Source organism: Mesorhizobium sp. B4-1-3, assembly GCF_006439355.1.
Lineage (GTDB): Bacteria > Pseudomonadota > Alphaproteobacteria > Rhizobiales > Rhizobiaceae > Mesorhizobium.
On the sequence record NZ_VFTG01000016.1, the window covers coordinates 36349 to 61727 of the forward strand.

Below are 25379 nucleotides of genomic sequence, written 5' to 3' on the forward strand. Positions count from 1 at the left end.
GGTTAGCCCAGCCCACCCATATGGAAGCTCTTCATCTCCAGATATTCCTCGATGCCGGCCTGCGCGCCCTCGCGCCCGAGGCCGGACTGCTTGACGCCGCCGAATGGAGCGACCTCCATCGAGACGGAGCCGGTGTTGAGTCCCACCATGCCGAACTCCAGCGCCTCGCCGACGCGCCAGGCGCGCTTCAGGTTCTCGGTGTAGAAGTAGGAGGCAAGTCCGTAAGGGGTGCAGTTGGCGAGCGCGATCGCCTCCTCTTCGGTCTCGAACCGGAAGAGCGGCGCTACCGGACCAAAGGTTTCTTCACCGGCGAGCTGCATCTGCGCCGTTGCGCCGGTCAGCACCAGCGGCGCGACATATTGCGGGCCCGGCGGTAGCGCCGGCTTCTCGGTTGCGATCGCAGCACCCTTGGCGAGCGCGTCCTCGACATGCCGGTTGATCTTCTCGACCGCGGCCATGTTGATCATCGGTCCGATCGCGACGCCGGGCTGCGTGCCCGGTCCCACAGTCAGCGCATTGACGCGCTCGCTGAGCTTGGCGGCGAAGTCTTCGTAGACCGCGGCCTGAACGAGGATGCGGTTGGCGCACACGCAGGTCTGGCCGCCGTTGCGGAATTTCGAAGCGAGCGCGCCTTCGACGGCGAGGTCGAGATCGGCGTCGTCAAAGACTATGAAGGGCGCGTTGCCGCCGAGCTCGAGGCTGAGCCTTTTCACGCTGTCGGCCGCGCCGCGCATCAGCAGCGAGCCGACCCTTGTCGAACCGGTGAAGGAAATCTTGCGCACCGTCTCGTTCGCCATGATCTCGTTGCCGATCTCGGCCGGCATGCCGGTGACGATGTTGATGACGCCGGCGGGGATACCCGCGCGTTCGGCAAGCACGCCGAGCGCCAGCGCCGAATAGGGCGTGAATTCGGACGGCTTGATAACCACGGTGCAGCCGGCGGCCAGCGCCGGCGCGACCTTGCGGGTGATCATCGCATTGGGAAAATTCCATGGCGTGATGATGCCGCAGACGCCGACGGGTTCCTTCAGGACGACGATGCGGCGGTCTGAGGTCGGCGCGGGAATGGTGTGGCCGTTGATGCGGCGCGCCTCCTCGGCGAACCATTTGACGAAGGAGGCGCCGTAACGGATCTCGCCTTTGGCCTCGTCCAGCGGCTTGCCCTGTTCGGTCGTCAGGATCAGCGCGAGATCATCCAGATGCGCAAGCATCAGGTCATGCCACGCCTCGAGCAGGGCGGCGCGTTCGGCATTGGTCTTCTGCCTCCAACCCCGGTAGGCTGAAGCCGCGGCCTGTATGGCCGCGCGGGTCTCCGGTCCAGCCATGTCGGGCACTGTTCCGACCGATAGCTGTGTTGCCGGGTCGATGACATCGACGGCCTTACCGGAGCCGCCAACAAGCCATTCGCCATCGATCAGGCCGGCCTCGCGGAAGAGGGTTTTGTCCTTCAGGTTTTTCATCGGAAACGACCGTGCATTTCAGCTGAGCGCCGCGACGACAGCGGCTGTGATGGCGTCTGTCTTGTCCTTGCCGGCAGTGGTTCCGATGCCGCGCGCAGTCGTCGCTTCGACCGCTTTCATGATGCGCACGGCCCCATCCTTCTCGCCGAGGTGATCGAGCATCATCGCGCCGGACCAGATGGTGGCGATCGGATTGGCGATGCCAAGATGGGCGATGTCCGGCGCCGAGCCATGCACCGGCTCGAACATCGACGGCGCCGAGCGGTCGGGGTTGATGTTGGCGGAGGCCGCGTAGCCGAGCCCGCCCTGGATCGCCGCGCCGATATCGGTCAGGATGTCGCCGAAGAGATTGGAAGCGACGATCACGTCGAGACTCTCCGGCGCCATGATCATGCGCGCGGCGAGCGCGTCGACATGATAGCTGGTGACGGCGACATCCGGATATTCCGCCGCCAGCTTGCGGGTGATCTCGTCCCAGAAGACCATTGAGTATTTCTGCGCATTGGACTTGGTGACGGAGGCGAGCTTGCCTTGCCGCGACCGCGCCTGCTCGAAGCCGAAACGCAGGATGCGCTCGACGCCGGCGCGGGTGAAGATCGAGGTCTCCACCGCGACTTCGTCAGCCGTGCCCTGGTGCACGCGTCCGCCGGCGCCGGAATATTCGCCTTCGGTGTTCTCGCGGATGCAAAGGATGTCGAAACTTTCCGCCCGCAGCGGTCCCGTGACGCCCGGCAACAGGCGGTGCGGCCGAATATTGGCATATTGCACGAAGGCCTTGCGGATCGGCAGCAGCAGGCCGTGGAGCGAAACGGAATCCGGCACTTCGGCCGGCCAGCCGACGGCGCCCAGAAGGATGGCGTCGAAGCCGCGCAACGCGTTGATGCCGTCCTCGGGCATCATGCGGCCGGTCTCCTTGTAGAATTTGCAAGACCAGGGGAACTCGGTCTCAGCTAACGCAAACCCCGATTGATTGGCCACCCTTTCCAGTACCGCCCAAGCAGCGGCGGTGACGTCGGGGCCGATGCCGTCACCGGGGATCAGGGCAATAGAGTAGGTTTTCATCGACATCTCTTCACAGGCTGATCAGGACGCTCTTGGTCCTGCGATTGGCGAGGTAGGCTTCGCGGCCGAGGTCCTTGCCGATGCCCGAGCGCTTGTAGCCGCCGGTGGGCAGGATGTGGTCGCGCGAGCGGCTATAGCGATTGACCCAGACGGTTCCGGCCTCAAGCTTGCGCGCGAGACGGATTGTGCGAGATAGATCGGCAGTGAACAAGCCGGAGGCCAGCCCGTAGGTCGGATGGCTGGACAGCGCCAGCGCCTCCTCCTCGGTCTCGAAAGTCTGGACGGTCAGGACCGGTCCGAAGATTTCTTCGATGATCGCCGGATTTCCTGAACGACATTGGCGATCAGCGTCGGTTGGTAGAAATAGCCGGAATGCTCCATGGCGCCGCCGCCGGTCAGGCATTCGCCGCCGGCGGCGACGGCGGCCTGCACGATCCCGTCGACCCGCGCCCGCTGCCGTTCCGAGATGATCGGCGAATACTGCGTCGCCTCGTCCCAGGTTGCGCCGGGCCGCACTGCCTTCATCCGCTGCAGGATGGCCGCCGTCAGTCGGTCGGTCACGCTTCTCTCGACGATCAGGCGCGTGGCGGCCACGCAGGCCTGGCCGGCATTGAAGGTGACGCTGCCGGCGATCGCCGCCGCCGCCTTCTCGAGGTCGGCATCGGCAAAGACGATCTGCGGGCTCTTGCCGCCGAGCTCCAGCGTCATCGGCTTGACGCCGGTGCGGGCGACGTTCTCCATGATCGCCGAGCCTGCGCGGGTCGAACCGGTGAAACTCACCTTGGCAATATCGGGATGGCCGGTCAGCGCGCCGCCGGTGGTCGGTCCATCGCCGAGCACCACGTTGATGAGGCCCGCCGGCAGACCTGCTCTGACGGCAAGCTGCGCCATATAGAGAGTCGAGAAGGGCGTCATTTCCGACGGCTTCAGCACGACTGCATTGCCCGCGGCCAGCGCCGGGCCGAGTTTCCAGCCGGCCATCGAGATCGGAAAGTTCCACGGCGTGATCGCGCCGACCACGCCGTAGGGCTCACTTATGATCATGCCCAGGCTTGCGTCGTCGGTCGGCACCAGCTCGCTGCCTTCCTTGTCGGCGAACTCGGCAAAGAAGCGGATCTGCTCGGCGGTAACCGCAATGTCGCCGGCGACGAGCTGGCCGACAGGCCGGGTCGAACACAGCGCCTCGATCCTGGCGAGCGTTTCGGCTTCCGCTTCGATAAGGTCGGCCCAGGCCTGCAGCGCCTTGGTGCGTTCGCGCGGCCGAACACCGCCCCAGTTGCTGGCTTTCAGCGCCGCCTTCGCACTTTCCACCGCACGGTCGACCATGTCCGCGCCGGCCGCGGGGCAGGCGGCATAGGACTTGCCATCGGAGGGTCGGCGCATCTCGATCGCACCCTCGGCCGAAATCAGCTCGCCGCCGATGAAATGGCCGACGGGCAGAGGAATTGTATCGGGATCGAAGCTCAGGCTCATGGGCAAACCACTTGGCGGCATCGGCCTGAGCCTAGCCCGTGCGGGCGCGCAGCATTTACTGTTCGGTGACCCGCAGCCGACGAATGTTGCGTGCTCGGGACAAGAGACGGCAAAATCTTCCGCGGAATCATCGCGCGGGCGGATACTCGCTAGCCCACCGTCACGTAAATCTTCCGCACGGTCTCGAGTGTTCTCCAAATGCCGGTGAAGCCCGGCTTCATCACGAAGCTATCGCCGGCCCGATAGGTGACCGCATCGCCGCCGTCAGGCGTGATTTCGACCATACCGGAGAGGATGTGACAGAACTCGAAGGTGTCGCCCTTGATCGAGCGCGTCTCGCCCGGTGTCGCCTCCCACAAGCCGGTGTGGACGAGGTCGTCCTTGGCGACATCCTGCGCCCAGGTCTTGAAGGCTGGGTCGCCGGCAATCAGCCGCTCGGGCAGCGCCTTGGATTCGCGCGGCGGGAAAACCGGGTTGGTATCGACGGTCTTGAGCAGAGACAAGGTATGATCCTCCAATTGACGTTTTAATAGCCGCGCAAGCGGTCGACGAGCCCGATGGGATCGAGACCGGCGCGGTGGCGCCTGATGTTGTCGATGACGGCGCGCGCGGCGGTCACGGGCTGGGTGACGCTGGCGACATGCGGGGTCAGGATGATCTTCGGATGCGACCAGAACGGATGGCCAGCGGGCAGCGGTTCGGGATCCGTTACGTCGATCATCGCCGACGACAGATGACCGCTATCCAGCGCGGCGAGAAGCCCTTCGTGGTGGAGCTGCGGTCCGCGCCCGGTGTGGACGAGAGCCGCGCCCTTGGGCAATCTCGCGAACAGATCGGCATTGAGGAAACCTCGCGTCTCGTCGGTCAGTGGCAGGAGGCAGACCAGTATGTCGCTCGCCGCCAGCATCTGCTTCAGCCCGAGTTCGCCATGATGGCAGGCCACACCTTCGATCTGCTTTGGCGAGCGACTCCAGCCGGCGAGCTGGAAGCCGAAGGGTTTGAGCCGGTCGAGGACGGCTTGGCCGAGCTGCCCCAGGCCGAGCACGCCGATCCGGCGCGACGCGGCCGGGAGCTGCGGAATGTCGTGCCATTCTCCCGCGCGCTGCTGCCCAAGATAGGCCGGCAGGTTGCGGTGAAGCGCGAGCACGGAGAGCGTCACATACTCCTGCATCATGCGCACGATGCCTTCCTCGATCATGCGCACGACCTTCACGTTCGCGGCCACCACATCGAAGCGGAACTGATCGACGCCGGCGCCGAGGGAAAACAGGATTTCGAGGTTCCGGTAACGGGCGAGGTCCTGAGGAACTGTCCAGGTGATCAGATAGCGCACGGCGTCGGGATCGACCGTCGCCGGGTCCATCGCGAAGGGCACCTCGGGCAATTCTCTAGCGAATGCCTCGGCAAATACCGCGCCGCGCCGCGCATCGGAATTGAACAGGAAGGTCATTCCGGCTGCTCCTTCACGCCGCGCATCGTGTGCCCAGCGCCTCGATCATCCGCTGGCAGACGGCGAGCTCGCTCTGGAGGATATATTCATCCGGCTTGTGAGCGCGGCCGATATCGCCGGGGCCGCAGATGATCGCGTCTAGCCCCGCGGCCTGGTAGAGCCCGGCCTCTGTGCCGTAGCTGACGGCGGCCAAGGGCACTGCGCCGGTCAGTTCCCCCAGCAGAACCGACAGAGCCGAGTCTGGCGGCAGAGACAGCGCCGGATAGGCGCTTACCGGCGTCCACTCGACAGCATAGCCTCGAGCGGCAAGTGCTTCAGCCTGCGCCTTGACCGGGGCGAGCAAGCCAGCCGGGTCGATCTCCGGTATTGCTCGCGCCTCCAGCTCGATCGTGCAGCTGTCGGGGATGATGTTGACGGACTGGCCGCCCGCGATCACACCCGCTTGCAGCGAGGAATAGGCCGGCTCAAAGTTCGCGTCGGACGGGCCTTGCCTCAGCCGCTCCGCTTCTCTTACCGCGGCGCTCAGTACATCGGACATCGCATGGATGGCGTTGAGCCCAAGATCCGGCCGCGAGGAATGGCCGGACCGCCCGCCTATCGTCACGCGGGCAGCCGCCTTGCCCTTGTGGCCGCGCACGGCGCGCATGCCGCTCGGCTCGCCGACGATGACGCCGAGCGGCTTGGCGCAAAACTCGGACAGGCGGGCGATCAGATGCGGCACGCCCCGGCATCCGATCTCCTCATCATAGGAGAAAGCGATATGTATCGGCCTGGCAAGGCGCAGTTTCGCGAGCGCGGAAGCGGCTGCGAGCACGGCCGCAAGAAACCCTTTCATGTCGGTGGTGCCGCGTCCGTAGAGCCGCTCGCCTTCGCGGCGCAAGGCGAACGGGTCCGAACGCCATTGCGGCTCGCAAGCGGGGACAACGTCCATGTGGCCGGAAAGAATATAGCCCGGGACATCCGTGGGACCGATCGTGGCGAAAAGATTGGAACGGTCGCCTTCCGGACCGGGAACCAGCCTGACCTTTGCTCCGTATTGTCCGAGATAGGTCTCGATCCAACTGGCGATGTCATTGTTTGGCCTGCCGGCGACGGAGGGAAAGGCGACGAGACGATCGAGGATGTCAAAGACGTCCATTCCTGCCCTCAAATCAGTTCGGATTCACCGGACTGGGCGCCGGTCATAACGGAAGAATTGCCGCCGACGATGGGCGCTTTGTTTCGCGATTGCGTGCCGAAAGCGGAAGTGTTTCAGTCGAATCTTGCGTTGGCGCGCGGCATTCGAGCAAATCGTATCGATCTGTTTGTTTAGCGTGGGCAGGGCAGGGGTGTATGTCACCCGTTACGCAATCTTTCAGAGGCAAGGAATTGAAGCCGTCCGAAAGCTTGAAAATCGATGCCTTCTCGGTGCGGATCGCCGACGTCAAAGGTGTTGAACTGGACCGATTGCATGCGCTCTCACTGTCTGTGGGCTGGCCGCATCGTGCAGAAGACTGGCACTTCCTGCGCGAAGTGGGGCAAGGCTTGGTGGCTCTCGATGAGATCGGGCGGGTTCTCGGCTCCGCGATGTGGTTCGGGCACGGCGAGAGCTTCGCGACCGTCGGCATGGTCATCACCTCGCCACGGCTTCAGACGCTTGGGGCCGCGCAGTGGCTGATGAAGCGGGTTTTCGATAATCTTGCCGGGCACGACCTTCGCCTCAATGCAACCCGCGCCGCACGCCGCCTGTATCTCTCGCTCGACTTCCAGCCGGAGAAGACCGTCTACCAATGCCAGGGAATCGCCCGCGTCCCAACGGCAGGCAGTCCCACGGAGGCGGGCAGCGACGTCCGGACTTTGGACGCAAGCGATATTCCGGCAGCGGTCGCTCTCGACGCGGCGGGGTTTGGAGTGAGGCGGACAGCGCTTATCGAAAGGCTCTTCGCACACTCGAACGGATATGGTCTTTTCAAAAATGACAAGCTGAACGCTTTCGCGCTCTGCCGGCCATTCGGGCGAGGCCATGTCATAGGACCGGTCGTGGCCGAAAAAGATGCTGATGCGGTTGCGATCGTCCGGCGGCATGTAGCCGATCATTCTGGGTCTTTCCTCAGGGTTGACACTCACATGCACAACGGCGAGTTCGCTGCCTTCCTGTCGCACGCCGGAATGCCGGTTTTCGACACGGTGCTGACCATGTCGCTGGGGAAACGCCTCGCCGATTTTTACGAAGGCCGATCGGCTGGGCCGAAGACCTATGCTCTGGCAAGCCAAACCTTGGGGTAGTTGGTGCTCGTCCATACATCCCATCTTTGCAACCGAGAGGCGTCGCGTCATTTCCGGGGTTTCGCCGAGTTTCGTGAACGATCTGATGAAGCTGCGCGCCGAGAGGGGTTTGCTTGAGCCGCTCCGGCAAGGCCATGGCACTGGCGGCGGCACGCTGGCCGCTCATGTCGACTTCGTGCGCCAGTGGACGGCCGATGACGGCAATCTGATGCTCGACCAGCTGTGCGGTGCGATCGCTTAAGGCAGGCCTGTTGTCCGGTCGCCGGCCCGGCGAGGCTGCGGCTAGTCGGACGCGCTGCCGAGCAAGGCCGCCTGAACAGCCTCGAAGAAGCGACGGACCTCAGCGCGCGCATCGTTGGCGTTCTGGCCGCGTTCGGTTGCGACCGAAAGCAGATGCGTAGCAGTTTCCCGCCAGAGCGTAGCCGCCTCGGCACTCGGTAGGCGAGCAATTGCGCTCGCCACGATTCGAATGGCGGGAAGCTCTCGACTAATTGGGAAGGCATGCACCGACATGGACCGGATGACCCGCAAATGTTCCGTGCCGACCCTATCGGTGGAAAGGAAATAGAAGCTTAAGGGAGCCAAGCTCTTCGCCAAGACCGCGTCGCCAATTTTGACGCTGCCCTTCGCCACGGTTTCAGCCTGAAGCGACTCGCTGCGGCGTCAAGATAGGCGGAGGCTAATATGCGCCGGCTGCTTATGCCAAAATGAGTACGCGCGGCGCAAATTTCCTGGAGGTACGGATTGGCAAAGAGCATCTGCCGGATACGGCGACCGACGACGACCCGGCCGCGATATACGATCTAGCAGACCAAGCCATGGAAGCTCCGGACCGAGACGGCGTCGCGGCAAGGGAGATGTACGAGGAAGCCGGCAGCGTCTTCGCAGCGATTGCGGCGGCGATGCAGCACCGCGAGGCTTGCTGGATACAGATCTCTTGGCCGGCCGGTTGCCCCGAGAAGCAAACGCCTCCAAGGTGCGAAGCCACGATCTGGTTGGGCGTTTCGGCAGCGATTGGGAAATCCTGCTCAACGAAGCCCATTTTATGAAAGAACTTGAAGGCCGTTTGGAGGAGCTGAAACAACAATAGGTGCTGCGCCGGCGGGATTGACGGCTGGGAAACTTAGGAACGGGCGATTTTCGTCGAAAGTTCCTCCACGCGATATCGCGGGATCATCGTATCCCGCTCGCGTAATCGCCCGGCGTCCGAAGCCGCAAAGTCTCGACGACTGGTCGACCATACCGTCGGTCGCGTGCTCGATCTCTTCGATCTCGAGACCGGCATCGTGCGGCGCTGGCAGGGAACCGGGGCGGCGGAATAGGATGGTTTCGCGCGTATTTCGGCGCCGCCGGCGGCGGCCAGAGGATTTCGACGGCGGATGCCAGCTGGTCGAGGGCTTCGACCTCATGCTTGCTAAAGCCATGTCGCCCAAACTGTGCAGCGGCTTTGGGGAAACGACATGCGCAAAAAAGCGCATCGCCTGGATCCAGTTCAATGCAACATGATTTGGGAAAGCATTTGCATGGTTATGATTACTGACCCGCGTCGAAGACTCTGTGTTCCCAAATATGACGCCTCCTCGACATCGGGTCTGGATCGGCGGCGCGACGACATCCCGATGGCAGCGCCGCCGGTCGCTTCGAGACAAAGTTGGGCCCGGCAAGGGGACGGCTCCAGACCGGTCGGGCAAAGTCCAACTTTATGCCAACGGGCAACGAGCATAGGTCGCGTCGCAACACTGGAATGAACCTGTGAGCCACTATTCTCGCGTGTACGGCACGCCCAGCCTCGCTGGAGCGCTGGCGCGCGAGCGTCGGATCATCAGCGCGACGATCGCCGCAACATAGGGCATCATCAACATGAACTGGTAGGGAATGGCGATGCCGACACCCTGAATTTGCAGTTGCAGCGCGTCGAGAAAGGAGAACACCAGTGCTGCCACCAAAATCGGGTAGGGCCGCCACAGGCCAGCGATGACGATGATGATGGCCAGCCACCCGCGGCCGTTGGTCATGTCCGGCACGAAACGCGCCGCCTGGCCGACGGAGAGAAATGCTCCAGCAAGGCCTGCCATCAGGCCGCCAAAGACCACCGCTGCATATTGCACCGGCGCCACCCTCACCCCCTTAACATCGAGGGCCTTGGGATTGTCGCCGGCGCAACGGACGATCAGCCCATAGCGGGTCCGGAACAGGAAGAGCCACACCGCGGGAACCATCAGAAAGGCAATGTAGGTCAGCATTCGCTGGTCGAACAGGATGGGGCCAAGCACCGGGATATTGCTCAGCCCCGGCACCGGCACGTCGGCAAAGAAAGGAATGGTCGGTGTCTTGCCGTCGCCAGCGAAAGCGGAGCGCAACCAGTAGGTGGAAAGGCCGGCACCGAGCAGGTTGACGGCAAGACCGGTGACGATCTGCTCTATCTTGAGCGTGATTACCAGCACTGCAAAGACGAGGGCCATCAGCGCACCGGTGAGGCCGGCTGCAAGGACGCCCAGCCACAGCGATCCGCTTTCATAGGCGGCAAGATAACTTGTGAAGGCTCCCATCAGCATCATGCCCTCGAGGCCCATATTGTAGACGCCGCTGCGCTCGGCGACCAGTTCGCCAAGTGAGGCGAGCAGGAGAGGGGTGCTGATGCGGATGGTGGCCGCGGCCACGCTCGTCAGAACTGCAGCCTGAAAGAGAGCGTCAAGCACGAGCGACCCTCCGCAGACGGAAATTGCACGCCGCCCAGCCGGCGAGGAAGAACAGAAGCAGGATCGCCTGGATAGCGTAGATCAGCGCCGAGGGTACGCTCGTCTTGATCTGCATGAGCGTGGCGCCGTTTAGCAACGCCCCGAACAGAACCGAGGCGACGACGACGCCAACCGGATGCAGCTGGCCGAGGATGGCGACGATGATGCCGCTGTAGCCGTAGCCTGTTATGGCGCCGGCCTTCAGGCGGTAGTGCACGCCGTAGACTTCCGTGATTCCCGCGAGCCCTGCAAGCGCGCCGGAAACCAGGAGCACCACCAGGATCAGCCTCCGGGTGTTGGTGCCTTGCACCTCGAGCGCCCGGATGTTGGAGCCGGCTGCCTTGATCTCATAGCCCAGCGGAGTGCGCGTCAACAGCATTTGAACCAAGCCGGCCGTCACGATTGCCAGCAGGAAGCCGAAATGCAGCCGCGAGCCGGAAAACAGCAGCGGAAGCGCCGAGTCCGGATCGACCTTCGGCGTCTGTTCGAAGAAGCCGCCCGCCTCGCTCCATGGGCCACGCAGCAGCAGCAGCGAAAGCACATAGACGATGATGTAGTTGAGCATGACGGTCGAGATCACCTCGTCGACCGAGAAGCGGGTCTTCAGCACGCCCGCAAGGCCGGCATAAAGTGCGCCGCCGACAATGCCACCGGCTATGACCACGGGAATTTGGACGAAGGGCGGGAAACCGGTGAGATTGTGCTGCAGCCAATAGGCGAACATGGCGCCGGCAAAAACCTGGCCTTCGGCGCCAATGTTCCAGATGCGCGCGCGGAAGGCGACACAGGCGGCAAGGCCGGTAAAGATCAAAGGCGTGGCCTTGACCAGCGTCTCGCCGGCAGCGCGCAACGAGCCAAAGCTGCCTTGCAGGAGAGCCGCGAAGGCCGCCCTGGGACTGGCCCCCGCGGCGATGAAAAGCAGGCTGCACACCAAAGCCGCCGCTGCCGCCGCTACGGCAAGCGCAACGATGCGCGCGGCGGGCCTTGGGTCCAGCCGGCGCTCGAAGCGCCACTCCACGAGGTTGAAATCGGTCATGCCGCAGCCTCGCTCCGGTGGCCGGCCATCAGGCTGCCGATTTCGTCATAGGTGGCTTTTTTCGTGTCGAGCACCGCAAGGATACGGCCGCGAAACATCACGCCTATACGACGGCTGAGCGCGAAAAGATCATCCAGTTCCTCGCTCGCGAGCAGGATGGCGCAGCCTTCGTCGCGCTTGCGAAGGAGTTGCCGATGGACGAACTCGATGGCGCCGATGTCGAGCCCGCGCGTCGGCTGGTTGCACAGCAGAAGCCGGGTCGCCTTGGCGAACTCGCGGGCGAGGATGACCTTCTGCGCGTTTCCGCCAGACAATTTGCGAGAGGGTGCCGACGGGCCGGTTGCGGCAATCGAATAGGCGCTGATCGCCGTGCGGGCGTTCGCGTCGAGCGCCGCGGCATCGATGAATGGCCCCTTGCGCCAGCGGGCTTGCCATTGCTGGCCGAGGACGAGGTTCTCACCGATATCGAGATCGGCAACGAGCCCGTCGCGGAAGCGGTCGCTAGGCACGTAGCCAACGCCCTTGGCCGCGATCGTCGCGGGCGAGTACGCTTGCAGCGTTTCGCCGTCGAGCAAGATCTTACCGCCATCCGGGTGAGCCAGGCCGGCGAGGCACTCGAACAGCTCGTCCTGGCCATTGCCGGAAACGCCGGCAATGCCGACGATCTCTCCGGCTGCGATGTCGAGAGACGCGTTGTCCAGCACGGGCCTTCGATCGCGCAGCTGCGTGAGCCCGCGCACCGAAAGCACCGTCTCTCCGTGCGCTTTAGCATCTCCGGCGCGCGTCGGTGCCGCAACGGAACGGCCGACCATCATAGTGGTGAGTTGGTCGCGGCTAACTTGCGAGGTCACGACCGTTCCGACCAGCCTGCCCTTGCGCAGCACGCTGACCTGGTCGGATTGCATCACCTCCGCCATCTTGTGGCTGATCAGCACGATCGACAGATCTTCGCCGGTGAGCCGACGCACGATCGCAAACAGGCGGCGCGATTCCTCAGGCGTCAGCACCGCCGTCGGTTCGTCAAGGATCAGCAATCTGGCGCCGGTGTAGAGCGCCTTGACGATCTCGACCCATTGCTGCTCGCCCACGGAAAGGTCGCCGACGAACTGGTGTGGATTGAGCGAGATGCCATAGGTGGAGCAGATCGCCTCGATTCTGGAGAGAGCCTCGGCCCGGCCCAGCCGCCAGCCGGAGCCCGTGCCGACCGCCACATTTTCCACCACCGTGAAACCGGGAACGAGAACGAAGTGCTGGTGCACCATGCCGATGCCGGCGCGGATGGCTTCGCCTGGTGAGCGTAGCTGGACGGTCTTGCCGTCCACCCGAATTTCGCCTGCGTCGGGTTGGTAGAGCCCGTAGAGGCAGGACGACAGTGTCGACTTGCCGGCACCATTTTCTCCTAACAGGCAATGCAATTCGCCGGGCATGACATCGAGCGAGATGTCGTCATTGGCGACAAGCGCGGCGAAACGCTTCGTCAGGTGCCGGACCGAAAGGCGCGGTATCTTGCTCATCTCGGATCGACCCGGCTTGACACTCCTCCTGTCAGTCCGATTTGGGTTCGTTCAGATTGAGCTCGATTTTCTTCCCGCCGCCCTGGATGGCCTTGGCCGTTTCAGCTGCCAGCGCCTTGACGTCTTCTGGCATCTTGGCCTCCCAGGCGGGATTGAGGACGAGGTCGCCCGAACCCTGCTGCCAGGTGAACCACCTTGGTTCCTTCGGGGCGTCGAATTTGGCGTTCGCGCTCTTTGCCTTCCACCATTCGTCGATGATCCAGTTGATGTGCGGATCCCATTTGACGATGGTGGAGGCGACGATCGACTTCGGTGCTACTTTCGACATGTCGACATAATTGCCGAAGCAGCCTATGCCGCGCTCCTCGCAAACCTCGAAGGCGCCCGACATCTGGTAGACCATGTCCGCGCCGGCGGCGATCTGCGCCGACGTCGCCTCGTTCGATTTGGCTGGATCGAACCAGGACTGGATGAAGGTGATCTTCTGCTTCACCTTGGGGTTCGCATCCTTGGCGCCGGCGAAGAAGGCGTTGATCTGATCGTTGGTGTCTTCGGCCGGGAATGTGGAGATGGCGCCGACGACGTTCGACTTCGTGAGTTTGCCGGCCAATTGCCCCATGACGTAAGCCGGCTCGTGTGCGTGGACGAATATCCAATAGGCATTGCCGCCGAGGCCGCGATTGCCCGAACCGCTCATGACGAACATCGTGTTGGGGAATTCGTCCTTCAGCTTCTCGATCGCGTCGACATAGGCAGTGTCGCCGAACAGGATGTCGTAGTCGCCGGTCTCCGCATATGTGCGAAAAACCTGCTCGGCATTATCGGAAACGTTCTCTGTGTAGTTGACCTCGATGTCGAGACCGTGCGGCTTGGCGGCGATGATGCGGTCCATGGAACTCACGAAGGAAGATTCCCACGGCGCTTCCTTGCCCGCCGACAGAATGCCGGCGATCCTGAGCTTGGTCGGCTCTTCGGCCTGTGCGCTGCCGCCCGCCAGCCACGTCGCGGCCACGAGCGAAACAGCCACGACAAGGTTCTTCAGCATGGTTCCCTCCCTTTTCTAGCGTTCCCGGTTATGAAGCTTGGCTCAACGGATCTACCACCGTCAGGTTTATGCAGTCGATCAGGCCGAGATCGGTTATCGCAAAGTCGGGAATCGCCGTGATCTGCAGCACGAACATGTACATGAAAGGCCATGGTAGCCCACAGCCGAGCGCGCGCGCGGCCTCATCGAGTTCCTGCTCTTTCTTGGCCATCTCCGCCGGGTCGATGTCCGAGACGATGCCGCCGATCGGCAGCGGCAGGAACGACACGATCCGGCCGCCGTCCGCCACCGCCTGGCCGCCATTGTTCTTGATGATGTGGTCGATCGCCAACGACATGTCGTCTGGATTGGTGCCCACGCAAACGATGTTGTTGTCATCGGGCGCCGTCGAAGTGGCGAGCGCGCCCGAGCGCAGTCCGAAGCCGGAGGCGAAGGCGACCGGCCGGTTGGACGTGCGGCCGTAACGCTCGACGACGGTGAGATACTGCACGTCCTGTGACGGATCGGCCTCTATATAGCCGTCGCGAACCGGCAACAGGACATCGCGCCGCGTGCGCACGAAAATCTTGTCGGGCGTGACAGCGATCGTCAGCACGGCGGCCTTGTCGCCTGCTGCGGGCGCGCGCACCAAAAGGTCTTCCCGCGAAACGGGCGCCACCTTGAATGTGTCGGTGACAAGCGCGCTGCGGGCAGGTGGCGCAAGATCGTCAACGAGCTTGCCGTCGCGGGCGGCGAGCTTTCCCTTCGAAATCACCGCCGAGACCCGGAAATCCGCGATATCCTTGATCAGCAGGATATCGGCGGCGAGCCCTGGCGAGATCGAGCCGACCTTCTGACCGATGCGCAGCGCCTCGGCGCCGTTGATGGTCGCCATCTGGATCGCGGTCAGCGGCGGAACTCCCATTGCGACCGCCATCCGGATCATGTTGTCGAGATGGCCGCGGGCCAGGATATCGGAGGCGACCACATCATCGGTGCAGAAGCTGATCCGGCTCGTCGCGGCTATTCCCATCTCCGTGACGATGCGCAGGTTCTCTTCGAGAAAATGCGAAATGGAGGATTCGCGAATGACGACATGCATTCCCTTACGCAGCTTCTCCAGCATCTCGTCCGCCGTGTAGCTCTCGTGGTCGGCGCGCACGCCGGCCTGCAGGTAGCTGTTCAACCGATTGCCGCGGCACATCGGCGAGCAGCCGAGGATCGGCAGACGGCTCTTTTCGGCGATCTCGATCGCCTGCAGGACATGCTCGTCCATCGTGTCGACGAATTCGCGCACCGTCTCCCATATGCCGACGCATTCCGGCCATGAATGGGTAGCGCGGTGATCGTCCGGTCCGAAATAGTAGCCGACATTGGAGCGCGGCAGCGTATAGGGCGTCTTGCATGGCGCGCCCCAGAAGATCTTGAGAGGGGTTCCCTTGGCTTCGTCGAGGAATTCGCGGGCGCCTTCCAGGCCGGACACCACGAGGATCTGGTCCAACCCTGACACGATCGAAGTGGTGCCGAGCGGCACGACCGCCTTGGCGAAGCTGGTGACCGACATCTTGGAGCATTCAACGTGGAGGTGGCCGTCGATCAAGCCAGGACAGAGGAAATGGCCGGTAGCATCGATCATCTTGGTCTCGGGGCCGCGATATTCCGAGACGTCTCCGACAGCGACGATGCGGTCCTTGTAGATGGCGACGTCGGCCGGATAGATCTCACCCGAAGCGACATTGACCAGCTTGCCGCCACTGACGATGAGCGTCGATTTATGCTCGGCGCGGCCGGCGCGGATAAATTCGCGTATGTCGGACAAGTTCATCTCCGCTCGTGTCGTCCCGCACGGCTTGGGACCAGGCTTGTCAGAGCAAAATCCCACCTTGCGCGCTCCGATCCTGTCGTATTAGGCTCGTCCATGCAAACGGCAGTTTCCGGCCAATTTTGAACGTTCCGTTCAAATTCTTGGACGATCGATGGATTTTGAAGCGATCGACTATTTTATCAAAGTGGCGGAGGCGCAGTCGCTTTCGCATGCCGCGAAACTATATGGGCTGCCCAAGTCGAGCCTCAGCCATAAAGTGCGCGCATTGGAAGATTCGCTTGGTGTCGCGCTCTTTGTGCGCGACGGCCGGGAACTGCATTTGAGCGATGCGGGAGCCGAGTTCCTCGACCATGCGCAACGCATCAAGGAAAGCTGCGAAGGAGCCAAGGCGGCGATCTCAGAGGCGGGTCACGATATCGCCGGCACCCTGACGATCGGCTCGACCGGCGAGTTCGGCACTTCCTTCACCTCCGAACTGCTGTTCGCCTTTCGCCAGCAGTATCCGCAGGTGCATGTCGATGTCATCTTCCTTTCGCTCGGCTATTTCCTGGCGCCGGAGAAGCACCAGCCCTTTGACGGCATATTCCATTGGGGCGAGCCGGCGAATTCGGACTATATCGCGCGCAAGCTCGGAGAAGCCTCGTTCTGCCTTTACGCCAGCCCGCGCTACCTCGAGCAATTCGGCGAACCATCCGACCCCGCGGACCTGGCGGGCCACCGGGCCGTCGCCTTCCGCCGGCCGAGCGGCGTGCAATCCTGGCACATCGAGCGCGGCGGCGAAACGGTCGACTTCACGCCCACCGCGCAGTGCATGGCGAACGATTATTGGATGCTGAAATATTTCGCCGTGGCCGGCGAGGGCATCGTCTATCTGCCAGCCTTCTTCACCGAGATCGAGTGCATGAACGGCGATCTGGTGCCGGTACTGCCGGAATGGCGTTCGCCACTGGTTTCGATCAACCTTCTCTACATGCGACGCCGTTACGTGTCGCGCAAGTTCGCCGCCTTCCTCGATTTTTGCCTGGATTATTACCGCCAGCGCGCCGCTTACAGTTCGCCGAGATATTGCGTCGAGGTCGTGCGCCCCTTTGCAGGCGCGCGCTCCGGAGGAGAAAACAACAGATGATCAAAAGCTGGTTCGAATGCGCGCCGCGGCTGGTGGATGTCGCCATGGGGCGCACGCCGGCCGACACGGTGATCCGCAACGTGCGCTGGGTAAATGTCCATTCGGGCGAAATCATCCCCCGAACGGATATTGCGATTGCCTCCGGCCGCTTCGCCTTCGTCGGCCCGAATGCAGACCATGCGGTCGGTCCTGCGACGCAGGTTATCGACGGCGAGGGCCGCTACGCGCTGCCTGGCCTTTGCGACGCGCATATGCATGTCGAGAGCGGCATGGTGACCGTTACCGAGTTCGCGCGCGCGGTCATCCCGCACGGCACCACCTCGATGTTCATCGACCCGCACGAGATCGCCAACGTCCTCGGCATAGCGGGCGTCAAGCTGATGCACGACGAGGCGGCCGGACTGCCGATCAATGTGTTCGTGCAGATGCCGAGTTGCGTGCCGAGCGCGCCGGGCCTCGAGAACGCCGGTGCCAGCCTCGGTCCTGCCGATGTGCGCGAGGCAATGGCGTGGCCCAACATCGTCGGCCTTGGCGAGATGATGAACTTTCCGGGGGTGGTCGCCGGAGATGGCGACATGCTGGCCGAGATCGGCGCCACGCAGGCAGCAGGCAAGACAGTGGGTGGACACTATGCCTCGAAGGATCTCGGCCTGCCCTTCCATGCCTATGTCGCTGCCGGTCCGTCGGACGACCACGAAGGCACCAACCTGGCCGACTGCATTGCACGGGTGCGTCAGGGCATGCGCGCCATGTTGCGACTCGGCTCCGCCTGGTACGACGTCGCGGCGCAGATCAAGGCGGTGACCGAACTCGGCCTCGAGGCGCGCAATTTCGTGCTGTGCACCGACGACAGCCATTCCGGCACATTGGTCAATGAAGGCCATATGAACCGTGTCGTGCGCCATGCCATCGCACAGGGACTGAAGCCGGTCACCGCGATTCAGATGGCGACCCTGAACACGGCCCAGCATTTCGGCATGGAGCGGGAACTAGGCTCGATAACGCCAGGGCGGCGCGCCGACCTCGTCTTGACCTCGGATCTCACGGAACTCCCTGTCGAAACCGTCATCGCGCGCGGCCGGGTGATGTCGAGTGACGGAAAGCTCGTCGCAGACATCACGCCCTATGACTATCCGGCATCGGCCAAGTACACGGTTCGTCTGGGCAGGACGCTTTCGGCGGCCGACTTCGACATCGTGGCGCCGGAGGGCGCGATCCAGGTCACGGCGCGGGTCATCGGTGTGATCGAGAACCAGGCGCCGACCCGTGCCCTGGAGGCTTCGCTCGGCGTTTCGAATGGAATCGTCCAGATGGACCGGGCCGGCGACGTGTGCCAGATCGCGCTGGTGGAACGGCATCGCGGCACGGGCAAGGTCGTCAACGCCTTCGTTTCCGGCTTCGGCTACGACAGACCTTGCGCCATCGCCAGCACCGTCGCCCATGACAGTCATCACATGATCGTGGTGGGCACCGACAAGGGCGATATGGCGCTGGCGGCGAACCGGCTTGGCGAGATCGGCGGAGGCGTCGTGGTGTTCAGCGAAGGGCGCGAACTTGCGCTGGTCAGGTTGCCGAGCGCTGGACTGATGTCCGACCAGCGCGCCGAAATCGTGGCTGAAAAAGCCAACGGCCTGGTCGCGGCGATGCTGGCCTGTGGGTGCACCCTCAACAACGCCTATATGCAGCATTCCCTGCTGGCGCTGGTCGTCATCCCGGAATTGCGCATTTCCGATGTCGGGCTGATCGATGTGGTGAAATTCCAGCCGACTGAAGCGCTGGTCGCTAAGACCGTGGATCTTCGGTAATCCGATTGACAACGTGGTGACGCTCGAAACCGTAGCCATCGTTGTGAGCTTTCGATCGGCTGCAGCATCACGCGGATGGGGAACGTCCAGGTCGTAACCGAGAGCGGCATGATATGGCCCGCTTCCCGGCATGGTCATTGGCATCGGGGTGTTCGCAAGTTCGGCTCCCTGCGCAAACAAGCCTGCCTCTCCCGCCCGGACTAAGCCTGCCGCTCAGCCCTGGCCGGCAAGCGCCGAGAGGCTGCCTAACAGCTTCGTCCGGTGCTTGCCGATCATCAGCACGCTGCTGTCGGGCGCGAGCAGCGCCGAGAAGGGCAGCATCGCCGCGCCGATCGGCGACGCCTCGGGGCCGAACTGTCCAGACACGATTTCCGGCGCGACGATGCCGATGGCGCTGACCCGGTTGAAGTGGTTCTGCACCTTCGCCAGCAGCTCGAGATGGATCGAGCGGGGCAGGATCGAGTCCAGCACGATCGCCTCGATGTCGATGACCGAGGTGATGGCGATGATCGCCTCCACCAGCGCGTTGGCGCAGTCCTCGATCCATTCGAACAGCGGCTCGCGCGCGCCGGGCGGCATGGGGTCGAGCTCGCGCACGCGCGAGATCTCGATGCCGCGCGACTTCAGGTGATTGACCAGCACATAGATCGAGGCGCGATGCAGCAGGCTCTGGTAACGCGCGGGCTTGGCCGCCACCGAATCCAGGCTTGACGGCGAAACCGGCAGCGGGCCCAACGCGGCGCTGTTGCCATGCGGGCCGGTATGCACCTTGCCGCTCTGCACCAGGCCGCCGCCGACGAAGGTGTCGATCGAGATGTGCATGAAATCGTGGAAGCGAGCGCCGGCGCCCTGCACGAGCTCAGCCAACGCCGCCGAAGTGGCGTCGTTCTCGATGAACACCGGAACCTTCCCCGGCGTCGCGAAGAAGGTCATGAGGTCGATCGCTTCCCAGCGATCGCCGAGGTCGTCCGGAAAACCCAGCTCCTCACTCCAGCCGCCGAGGAAATAGGGTGAGGCGATGCCGACGCCGACGATCGAGGCATCGTCGAGGCCGTCGACCAGCACTTCGAAATTCGCAAGCGAGGTGTTGCCGGCTCGGCGCACCAAATCCGGATCCGGATGGCGGTATTCATGCGATGCGCGCGCCCGTACTTCGCCGGCAAAATCGACCAGCACCGCTTCCAGCGCGCGCCGGCCGATCTTGATGCCGACGCTGTAGATGCGCTCCGGCGCCAGCCGGTAGAGGATCGAAGGCGATCCGCGCTGTCCGAACCTTTTTCCTACTTGCTTTATGAAACCAGCCTGCTCCAACCCGTCGACGATGTCGGCGACGGCGGCGGGCGTGAGGTGGGCGGCGCGCGCCAGATCGGACTTGGACGCCTCCTTCAGGCGGCGGATGGCATCGAGCACGAAACGTTCATTATAGTGCCGAACCTTGACCGAATTGCTGCCTTTTCCGGACAAACCCCATTCTCCTAAGTCTTGCCGCGAGCGCGGCCGGCTCCATCCGTATCACGGGTCATAAGGCTGCCGGATCACGGGTGAGCACGGCGCGACACTGCGCGTTGCGCCCAAGGAAGTCAATTTTCCAGTTGCGGGTTTGGCCTATTTAATATAGCAAATTGAAAAAATAAGTAAGACCAGGGAGGAAACGTGCTGCAGCAAGGCGCGCTTGGCGAAGCCGTCGCGACGGCGGCAGGGGCAATTGCTCCGGTGGCGCTCGTCGGCGCCACCAAGGCGTTTAGCGGCACCATTGCGCTGAAGGACGTCTCCTTCGAATTACGCTCGGGCGAGGTGCTGGCGTTGCTCGGCGAGAACGGCGCCGGCAAGAGCACCTGCGTGAAGCTGCTCGCCGGCGTGTATTCACCGACGGACGGCCATGTCGAGGTCGACGGCAAACCCGCCAGCTTCCATTCGCCGCACGACGCTCAGGCTGCCGGCATTGCGGTCATGCACCAGCATCCCGGCCTGTTTCCCGACCTGTCGGTCGCGGAGAATATCTACCTCGGTCACATGCCGCGCGAGCGTTTCGGCGGCATCGACAACGCCGCCATGCTTGCCGGGGCGCGAAAGGTGCTGGCGACCGTTGGCCTTGCCGTTCCGGCCGATACCAGGCTCGGCGCCCTGCGCACCTCCGAGCAGCAGCTGGTCGAGATCGCCCGCGCGCTCTCGCTCGATGCGCGCGTGCTGATCATGGACGAGCCGACCGCCGCGCTCTCGCAGCGCGAGGTGGAGCGGCTATTCGCCGTCGTCGCCGATCTCAGGTCGCACGGCGTGGCGATGATGTTCGTCGGCCATCGCATGGACGAGATCTTCCGCATTGCCGATCGCATCGCGGTGCTGCGTGACGGCCGCCTGGTCGGCGTCAAGCCGAAGTCCGAGCTTGGCCGCACTGCTGCGATCTCCATGATGGTCGGTCGCGAAGTCAGCGACCTCTATCCGGACCGTCGTGAAAAGCCCGGCGCGCTGGTGCTGGAGGCAAGCGGGCTGTCGCGCGCCGGCGCCTTCGCCGACATCGACCTGGAGCTCCATGCCGGCGAAGTGGTCGGGCTTGGCGGTCTCGTCGGCAGCGGCCGCACCGAGATCGCGCGCGTGCTGTTCGGCATCGACCAGCCTGACGCTGGCCAGATCTTCATCGACGGGAAGCCGGCGCGCTTCACGTCCGCGCGCGACGCCATGGACGCGCGCATCGCCTATGTTTCCGAAGATCGCATGGGGCAGAGCCTGGTGATGGATTTCGGCGTTCTCGAAAACTCCGTCCTGCCGGTGCTGGACAAGGCGACCCGCTTCGGCCTCTACGGCACCGACCGCGCTATCGGCCTCGTCGCTGATTGGCTGAAGCGCATGAAGCTGCGCTTCGCCGGCTACGGCCAGCCGGTCAAGGAACTGTCGGGCGGCAACCAGCAGAAGGTGGTGCTGGCCAAATGGCTGCGCACCGAGCCGCGTGTGCTCATCTTGGACGAACCGACGCAAGGCATTGACGTCGGCACCAAGGCCGAGGTGCATGCCATGATCGCCGACCTTGCCGCGCAAGGCATGGCGATCCTGTTGATCTCGTCCGAAATGCCCGAGCTTATCGGCATGTGCGGCCGCATCGTCGTGCTGCGCGAGGGCCATCGCACGGCCGAATTCGCGAGCGGCGAAGCCACGCAGGAAAAGGTGCTCGAGGCCGCGACCCGCACGGTCGAGCAGGCCGGCGCGACGACGGAGACGCAGCAAGCCGCCCTTGAGGAAGCAAGCAAAGGCCCGGCAAATGTCCTCAAACGCCGCGAGTTCGGCCTGCTCGCCGCGATGCTCGCGGTCGCCATTCCCGTCACCATCATCAACCCGCGCATGGTCAGCGCCGCCAATTTGACGGCCGTCTCGATGGACGCGGCATTGCTGGTGGTCGCGGCCCTTGCCCAGATGCTGGTGCTGATCACCCGCAACATCGACCTCTCAATCGCCTCGGTGATCGGTCTGTCGGCCTATATGGCGGCGAGCATGGTGCAGGCCTATCCCGGCCTCGATATCGCCATTGGCCTAGCGACCGCCTGCGCCGTCGGCACCGTCTGCGGGCTCATCAACGGCCTCGTCGTCACCCAATGGAAAGTCCCGGCGATCGTCGTCACGCTCGCCTCGATGTCGATCTTCCGCGGCTTCAACTCGATCTGGGCCGCCGGCAACCAGATCAGCGCCGACGAGGTGACGCAGAGATGGCTCGACATCACCGGGCTGAAGCTCGCTGGCGTACCGCTGATCGTCGCCATCGCGGTCGCGATCTTCGCCGTCGGCTACGTGCTGCTCTATCGCACGGCAATGGGGCGCGAACTGTTCGCCACCGGCTCCAATCCCGATGGCGCGCGTCTCATCGGCATTCCGGTCGACCGGCGCATCCTCATGGCCTTCGGGCTGGCGGGGCTGCTCGGCGGCCTGTGCGGGGCGCTCTGGGCCTCACGCTACGCCACCATCGACGCCCGCGTCGCGCTCGGCTTCGAGCTGACGGTGATCGCCTCGGCCGTGGTCGGCGGCGTCGCCATCCGCGGCGGCTCCGGCACGCTGCTCGGCATCGTGCTCGGCTCGCTGACGCTGCTGGTGATCAAAAACGGGCTGACCCTGGTGCGCGTCGATCCGCTGTGGCTGCAGGGCGTCTATGGCCTGGTTATCCTCGTCGCAATCGGCATCGACACCTTCATCGTGCGGCGCGCCGAGCAGGCAAGGCAGGCGAGGATGAGATGACCAAGCTCCTCCGCTCGATAGACTTCTGGGACCTGTTGCTGGCAGCCGCCTGCCTGGCCGTCTTCCTCTACGCTGCGATCTTCGTTCCGAACTTCGTCTCCGGGTTCAATCTCTCGCAGCTTGCCGCCAGCGCTTCGGAAAAGGCGCTGCTGATCCTGCCGATGACGCTGCTCATCATCTGCCGCGAGATCGACCTTTCGATCGCCTCGGTGCTCGCGCTGACGTCGGTGATTTTCGGTCTTGCCGTCCAGGCCGGCATGCCGACCTTCGACGCGATCCCGCTGACGCTGCTCCTCGGCGCCTTGCTCGGCGCCTTCAACGGCTTTCTGGTGTCCGCGCTCGGCCTGCAGTCGTTGGTGGTGACGCTGGGCACGATGGCGCTCTATCGGGGCATCGGCTACATCCTGCTCGGCACCGGCTCGGTCAACATCCTGCCGCCCGAAATCGTCGATTTCGGCATTAACAACCTGCCGGGCACCCAGATCCCCTGGACCATTGTGCCCTTCGTGGTGTTGGCGCCGGTCTTCGCGGTCGTGCTGCAGAAGACCGCGACGGGCAAGCGGCTCTACGCGCTCGGCGGCAGCCCGGAAGTCGCGCGCTACTCCGGCATAAACACGCACCGCATGGTGCTTGCGCTCTTCGTCGTCTCGGGTGTCGTCGCGGCGATCGCCGGCATCGTCTACACCGCGCGCCTTGCCAATGCGCGCGCCAACAACGCCCTCGGCATGGAGCTCGACGTCATCACCATCGTGCTGCTCGGCGGCGTCAGCGTCTTCGGCGGCAAGGGCAAGCTCACTGGCGTCATGCTGGCGCTGGTGCTGATCGCCATCATCCGCAACGTGCTGGCGCTCAACCAGATCGGCGGCGACGCGCAAGGGATGATCATCGGCCTGCTCCTGATCGGCTCGCTGCTTGTCGGCAATTACTGGCGCTCGCTGAAGGAGCGGCTCTCAAGATCGCGCGCCTTGCGCGAAACCAAGGGGTGATCTCGGGCCCCTTCCTGCAAGCCCGAATTCTTAAACGGAGGAGTGTACAATGAAAGCGTTTCGACTAGCCCTGCTTGCATCCGCGGTTCTGCTTGCCCCTGCTTCGCTGGCCTTCGCCGACGAATGCGCCAAGGAACCGGTGACCGTCGGCTTCCTGCCCAAGCTCGACACCGATCCCTATTTCAAGGTCGCCCAACAGGGCGCCGAGGAGGCCGCCAAGGAGATCGGCGGGAAGGCGATCCAGGTCGCGCCATCGCAAGCCACGGCGGAAGCGCAGATCGATTTCATCAACAGCCTCGTCACCCAGAAGGTCGGCGTCATCGCGATCTCGGCCAATGATGCCAACGCCGTCGCCCCGGCACTGAAGCGTGCGGCGCAGCAAGGCGTAAAGGTCGTGTCCTACGATTCCGACGTCGCGGGTGACGCCCGCGCGATCTTCGTCAATCAGGCCAAGGGCGACAGCCTGGCCGAGATGATGCTGGAAAGCGCCTACAATCTGATGGGCGGCGAGGGCGACTTCGCCATCCTGTCATCGACGCCGACGGCCACCAACCAGAACGCCTGGATCGACTTCATGAAGAAGAAGATGGCGGCCGAGCCGAAGTTTTCGAAGATGAAGCTGGTGCAGGTCGCCTATGGCGAGGAGAGCGAGCAGGTCAACCAGCAGCAGGCGCTGGCGCTCGTCCAGGCCTTCCCAAGTCTGAAGGCGATCATCGTTCCGGCCGGCATCGGCCTGCCGGCCGCGGCGCGCGCGCTCGAGGAAGCCGGCCTGATGGGCAAGGTCAAACTGACGGGCCTCGCCCCCGCGACGCTAATCTCGAAATACATCAAGGATGGCTCGGCCCAGGACATCTGGTGGAACGTCTCCGATCTCGGCTATCTGACCTACCAGGCCGCCCAGGCGCTGGCGCAGTGCAAGATCACCGGCAAGGAAGGCGAGAAGTTCAAGGCCGGCCGTCTGGGCGAATACACGATCGGCGCGGGCGGCGAGCTGGTACTCGGCCCGGCCAAGATCGTGACGCCGGAGAACCTTGCCGAGTTCAAGTTCTGAACCTCCAAAACTCGGCGGGTGCGCCACGCGCCCGCCGTCTCTTCTCAGTCGATCGGACGGTTAGGCATGAAGATCCTGCTTGCGGGCGAGACCTTTTCGGCCACGACATCGGTGGCTTCCGGCACCGAGGTGCTGACGAGCGCCGCCTATGTCAACGGCGCTACCGCCTTCAATGCCGCCTTGGCCGCCTAAGGCATTTCGGTCACCCAGATTGGCGGCGAGCGCTGTCCGACCGAGTGCCCTTACGACCTCGAAGCGCTTGCTCCATATAAGGCGGTGGTGATCTCCGATGTCGGCGCGCTGAGAGCCTGCTGGTCACACCCGAGGCGCGGGTCGGCCGTGTCGG

The 25379-nt window shown here is 63.7% G+C and carries 22 protein-coding genes and 1 pseudogene; 10 read left to right on the forward strand and 13 right to left on the reverse strand.

Going from position 1 to position 25379, the window contains the following annotated elements:
• Nucleotides 1-2 precede the first annotated feature (2 nt).
• The 6 genes and pseudogenes from FJW06_RS19600 to argE all read right to left on the reverse strand — a co-directional run bounded on the left by FJW06_RS19600 (nucleotide 3) and on the right by argE (nucleotide 6583).
• Nucleotides 3-1460 carry an NAD-dependent succinate-semialdehyde dehydrogenase gene (locus tag FJW06_RS19600; protein WP_140753859.1) on the reverse strand — a complete coding sequence of 486 codons (1458 nt, stop codon included), beginning with the start codon at nucleotides 1458-1460 and terminating at the stop codon, nucleotides 3-5.
• Nucleotides 1461-1478: 18 nt separating this feature from the next.
• The gene (locus FJW06_RS19605) at nucleotides 1479-2522 is read right to left on the reverse strand and encodes a tartrate dehydrogenase (protein ID WP_140753860.1); all 1044 of its coding nucleotides are present in this window, start codon (nucleotides 2520-2522) and stop codon (nucleotides 1479-1481) included.
• A gap of 10 nt (nucleotides 2523-2532) precedes the next feature.
• Nucleotides 2533-3995, reverse strand: a pseudogene (locus FJW06_RS19610) (aldehyde dehydrogenase family protein).
• A 149-nt stretch (nucleotides 3996-4144) separates the two neighbouring features.
• Complete coding sequence (locus tag FJW06_RS19615; protein ID WP_140753861.1) at nucleotides 4145-4498, reverse strand: cupin domain-containing protein; 354 nt, start codon at nucleotides 4496-4498, stop codon at nucleotides 4145-4147.
• 23 nt (nucleotides 4499-4521) lie between these two features.
• Nucleotides 4522-5445, reverse strand: a complete 924-nt coding sequence (locus tag FJW06_RS19620; protein ID WP_140753862.1) for a glyoxylate/hydroxypyruvate reductase A — start codon at nucleotides 5443-5445, stop codon at nucleotides 4522-4524.
• A 13-nt stretch (nucleotides 5446-5458) separates the two neighbouring features.
• Nucleotides 5459-6583, reverse strand: coding sequence for an acetylornithine deacetylase (gene argE / locus FJW06_RS19625; RefSeq protein ID WP_140753863.1), 1125 nt, complete (start codon nucleotides 6581-6583; stop codon nucleotides 5459-5461).
• 194 nt (nucleotides 6584-6777) lie between these two features.
• Between argE and FJW06_RS19630 the strand changes: the two genes are divergently transcribed.
• Both FJW06_RS19630 and FJW06_RS30215 read left to right on the forward strand, forming a co-directional pair.
• A complete protein-coding gene (locus tag FJW06_RS19630; RefSeq protein WP_140753864.1) occupies nucleotides 6778-7710 on the forward strand; it encodes a GNAT family N-acetyltransferase in 933 nt (310 codons plus the stop codon).
• Nucleotides 7711-7783: 73 nt separating this feature from the next.
• Nucleotides 7784-7951, forward strand: a complete 168-nt coding sequence (locus FJW06_RS30215) for a hypothetical protein (protein WP_181178446.1) — start codon at nucleotides 7784-7786, stop codon at nucleotides 7949-7951.
• Nucleotides 7952-7992: 41 nt separating this feature from the next.
• Here the strand turns inward: FJW06_RS30215 and FJW06_RS19635 are convergent, their stop codons facing one another.
• Nucleotides 7993-8343, reverse strand: coding sequence for a DUF6074 family protein (locus FJW06_RS19635; protein ID WP_246674707.1), 351 nt, complete (start codon nucleotides 8341-8343; stop codon nucleotides 7993-7995).
• Nucleotides 8344-8629: 286 nt separating this feature from the next.
• Here FJW06_RS19635 and FJW06_RS30650 point away from each other — a divergent pair, with 286 nt between their 5' ends.
• Entirely contained in the window at nucleotides 8630-8800 is a 171-nt protein-coding gene (locus FJW06_RS30650; protein ID WP_246674709.1) for a hypothetical protein, read from the forward strand.
• A 233-nt stretch (nucleotides 8801-9033) separates the two neighbouring features.
• Nucleotides 9034-9216, forward strand: a complete 183-nt coding sequence (locus FJW06_RS19650; protein ID WP_140753866.1) for a hypothetical protein — start codon at nucleotides 9034-9036, stop codon at nucleotides 9214-9216.
• A 254-nt stretch (nucleotides 9217-9470) separates the two neighbouring features.
• Here the strand turns inward: FJW06_RS19650 and FJW06_RS19655 are convergent, their stop codons facing one another.
• Genes FJW06_RS19655 through FJW06_RS19675 form a run of 5 tightly spaced genes read right to left on the reverse strand, consistent with a single transcriptional unit; the run spans nucleotide 9471 to nucleotide 15841 of the window.
• Complete coding sequence (locus tag FJW06_RS19655) at nucleotides 9471-10409, reverse strand: ABC transporter permease (RefSeq protein ID WP_140753867.1); 939 nt, start codon at nucleotides 10407-10409, stop codon at nucleotides 9471-9473.
• The gene (locus FJW06_RS19660) at nucleotides 10402-11484 is read right to left on the reverse strand and encodes an ABC transporter permease (RefSeq protein ID WP_140753868.1); all 1083 of its coding nucleotides are present in this window, start codon (nucleotides 11482-11484) and stop codon (nucleotides 10402-10404) included. The genes FJW06_RS19655 and FJW06_RS19660 overlap by 8 nt, the downstream gene beginning before the upstream one ends.
• Nucleotides 11481-12998: an ABC transporter ATP-binding protein gene (locus tag FJW06_RS19665; protein WP_140753869.1), complete on the reverse strand. Its 1518-nt coding sequence runs from the start codon at nucleotides 12996-12998 to the stop codon at nucleotides 11481-11483. The genes FJW06_RS19660 and FJW06_RS19665 overlap by 4 nt, the downstream gene beginning before the upstream one ends.
• A 31-nt stretch (nucleotides 12999-13029) precedes the next feature.
• Nucleotides 13030-14043, reverse strand: coding sequence for a BMP family protein (locus FJW06_RS19670; RefSeq protein ID WP_140753870.1), 1014 nt, complete (start codon nucleotides 14041-14043; stop codon nucleotides 13030-13032).
• Between the two features lie 28 nt (nucleotides 14044-14071).
• Nucleotides 14072-15841 (reverse strand): adenine deaminase, encoded by a 1770-nt coding sequence (locus tag FJW06_RS19675; protein ID WP_140753871.1) that lies wholly within the window; start codon nucleotides 15839-15841, stop codon nucleotides 14072-14074.
• A 157-nt stretch (nucleotides 15842-15998) separates the two neighbouring features.
• On the opposite strand from FJW06_RS19675, the gene FJW06_RS19680 reads away from it, so the two are divergent.
• Both FJW06_RS19680 and ade read left to right on the forward strand, forming a co-directional pair.
• Nucleotides 15999-16973 (forward strand): LysR family transcriptional regulator, encoded by a 975-nt coding sequence (locus tag FJW06_RS19680; RefSeq protein WP_140753872.1) that lies wholly within the window; start codon nucleotides 15999-16001, stop codon nucleotides 16971-16973.
• Complete coding sequence (ade, locus tag FJW06_RS19685) at nucleotides 16970-18778, forward strand: adenine deaminase (RefSeq protein ID WP_140753873.1); 1809 nt, start codon at nucleotides 16970-16972, stop codon at nucleotides 18776-18778. Before FJW06_RS19680 ends, ade begins: the two co-directional genes overlap by 4 nt.
• Before the next feature lie 213 nt (nucleotides 18779-18991).
• Here the strand turns inward: ade and FJW06_RS19690 are convergent, their stop codons facing one another.
• Nucleotides 18992-20242: an ROK family transcriptional regulator gene (locus FJW06_RS19690; protein WP_140753874.1), complete on the reverse strand. Its 1251-nt coding sequence runs from the start codon at nucleotides 20240-20242 to the stop codon at nucleotides 18992-18994.
• Nucleotides 20243-20431: 189 nt separating this feature from the next.
• On the opposite strand from FJW06_RS19690, the gene FJW06_RS19695 reads away from it, so the two are divergent.
• The 4 genes from FJW06_RS19695 to FJW06_RS30850 all read left to right on the forward strand — a co-directional run bounded on the left by FJW06_RS19695 (nucleotide 20432) and on the right by FJW06_RS30850 (nucleotide 25225).
• The gene (locus FJW06_RS19695) at nucleotides 20432-22996 is read left to right on the forward strand and encodes an ATP-binding cassette domain-containing protein (protein ID WP_140753875.1); all 2565 of its coding nucleotides are present in this window, start codon (nucleotides 20432-20434) and stop codon (nucleotides 22994-22996) included.
• Nucleotides 22993-23982: an ABC transporter permease gene (locus FJW06_RS19700; protein WP_140753876.1), complete on the forward strand. Its 990-nt coding sequence runs from the start codon at nucleotides 22993-22995 to the stop codon at nucleotides 23980-23982. The genes FJW06_RS19695 and FJW06_RS19700 overlap by 4 nt, the downstream gene beginning before the upstream one ends.
• A 49-nt stretch (nucleotides 23983-24031) precedes the next feature.
• Nucleotides 24032-25033: a rhamnose ABC transporter substrate-binding protein gene (locus FJW06_RS19705; RefSeq protein ID WP_140753877.1), complete on the forward strand. Its 1002-nt coding sequence runs from the start codon at nucleotides 24032-24034 to the stop codon at nucleotides 25031-25033.
• 66 nt (nucleotides 25034-25099) lie between these two features.
• The gene (locus tag FJW06_RS30850) at nucleotides 25100-25225 is read left to right on the forward strand and encodes a hypothetical protein (RefSeq protein WP_281404889.1); all 126 of its coding nucleotides are present in this window, start codon (nucleotides 25100-25102) and stop codon (nucleotides 25223-25225) included.
• Nucleotides 25226-25379 lie beyond the last annotated feature (154 nt).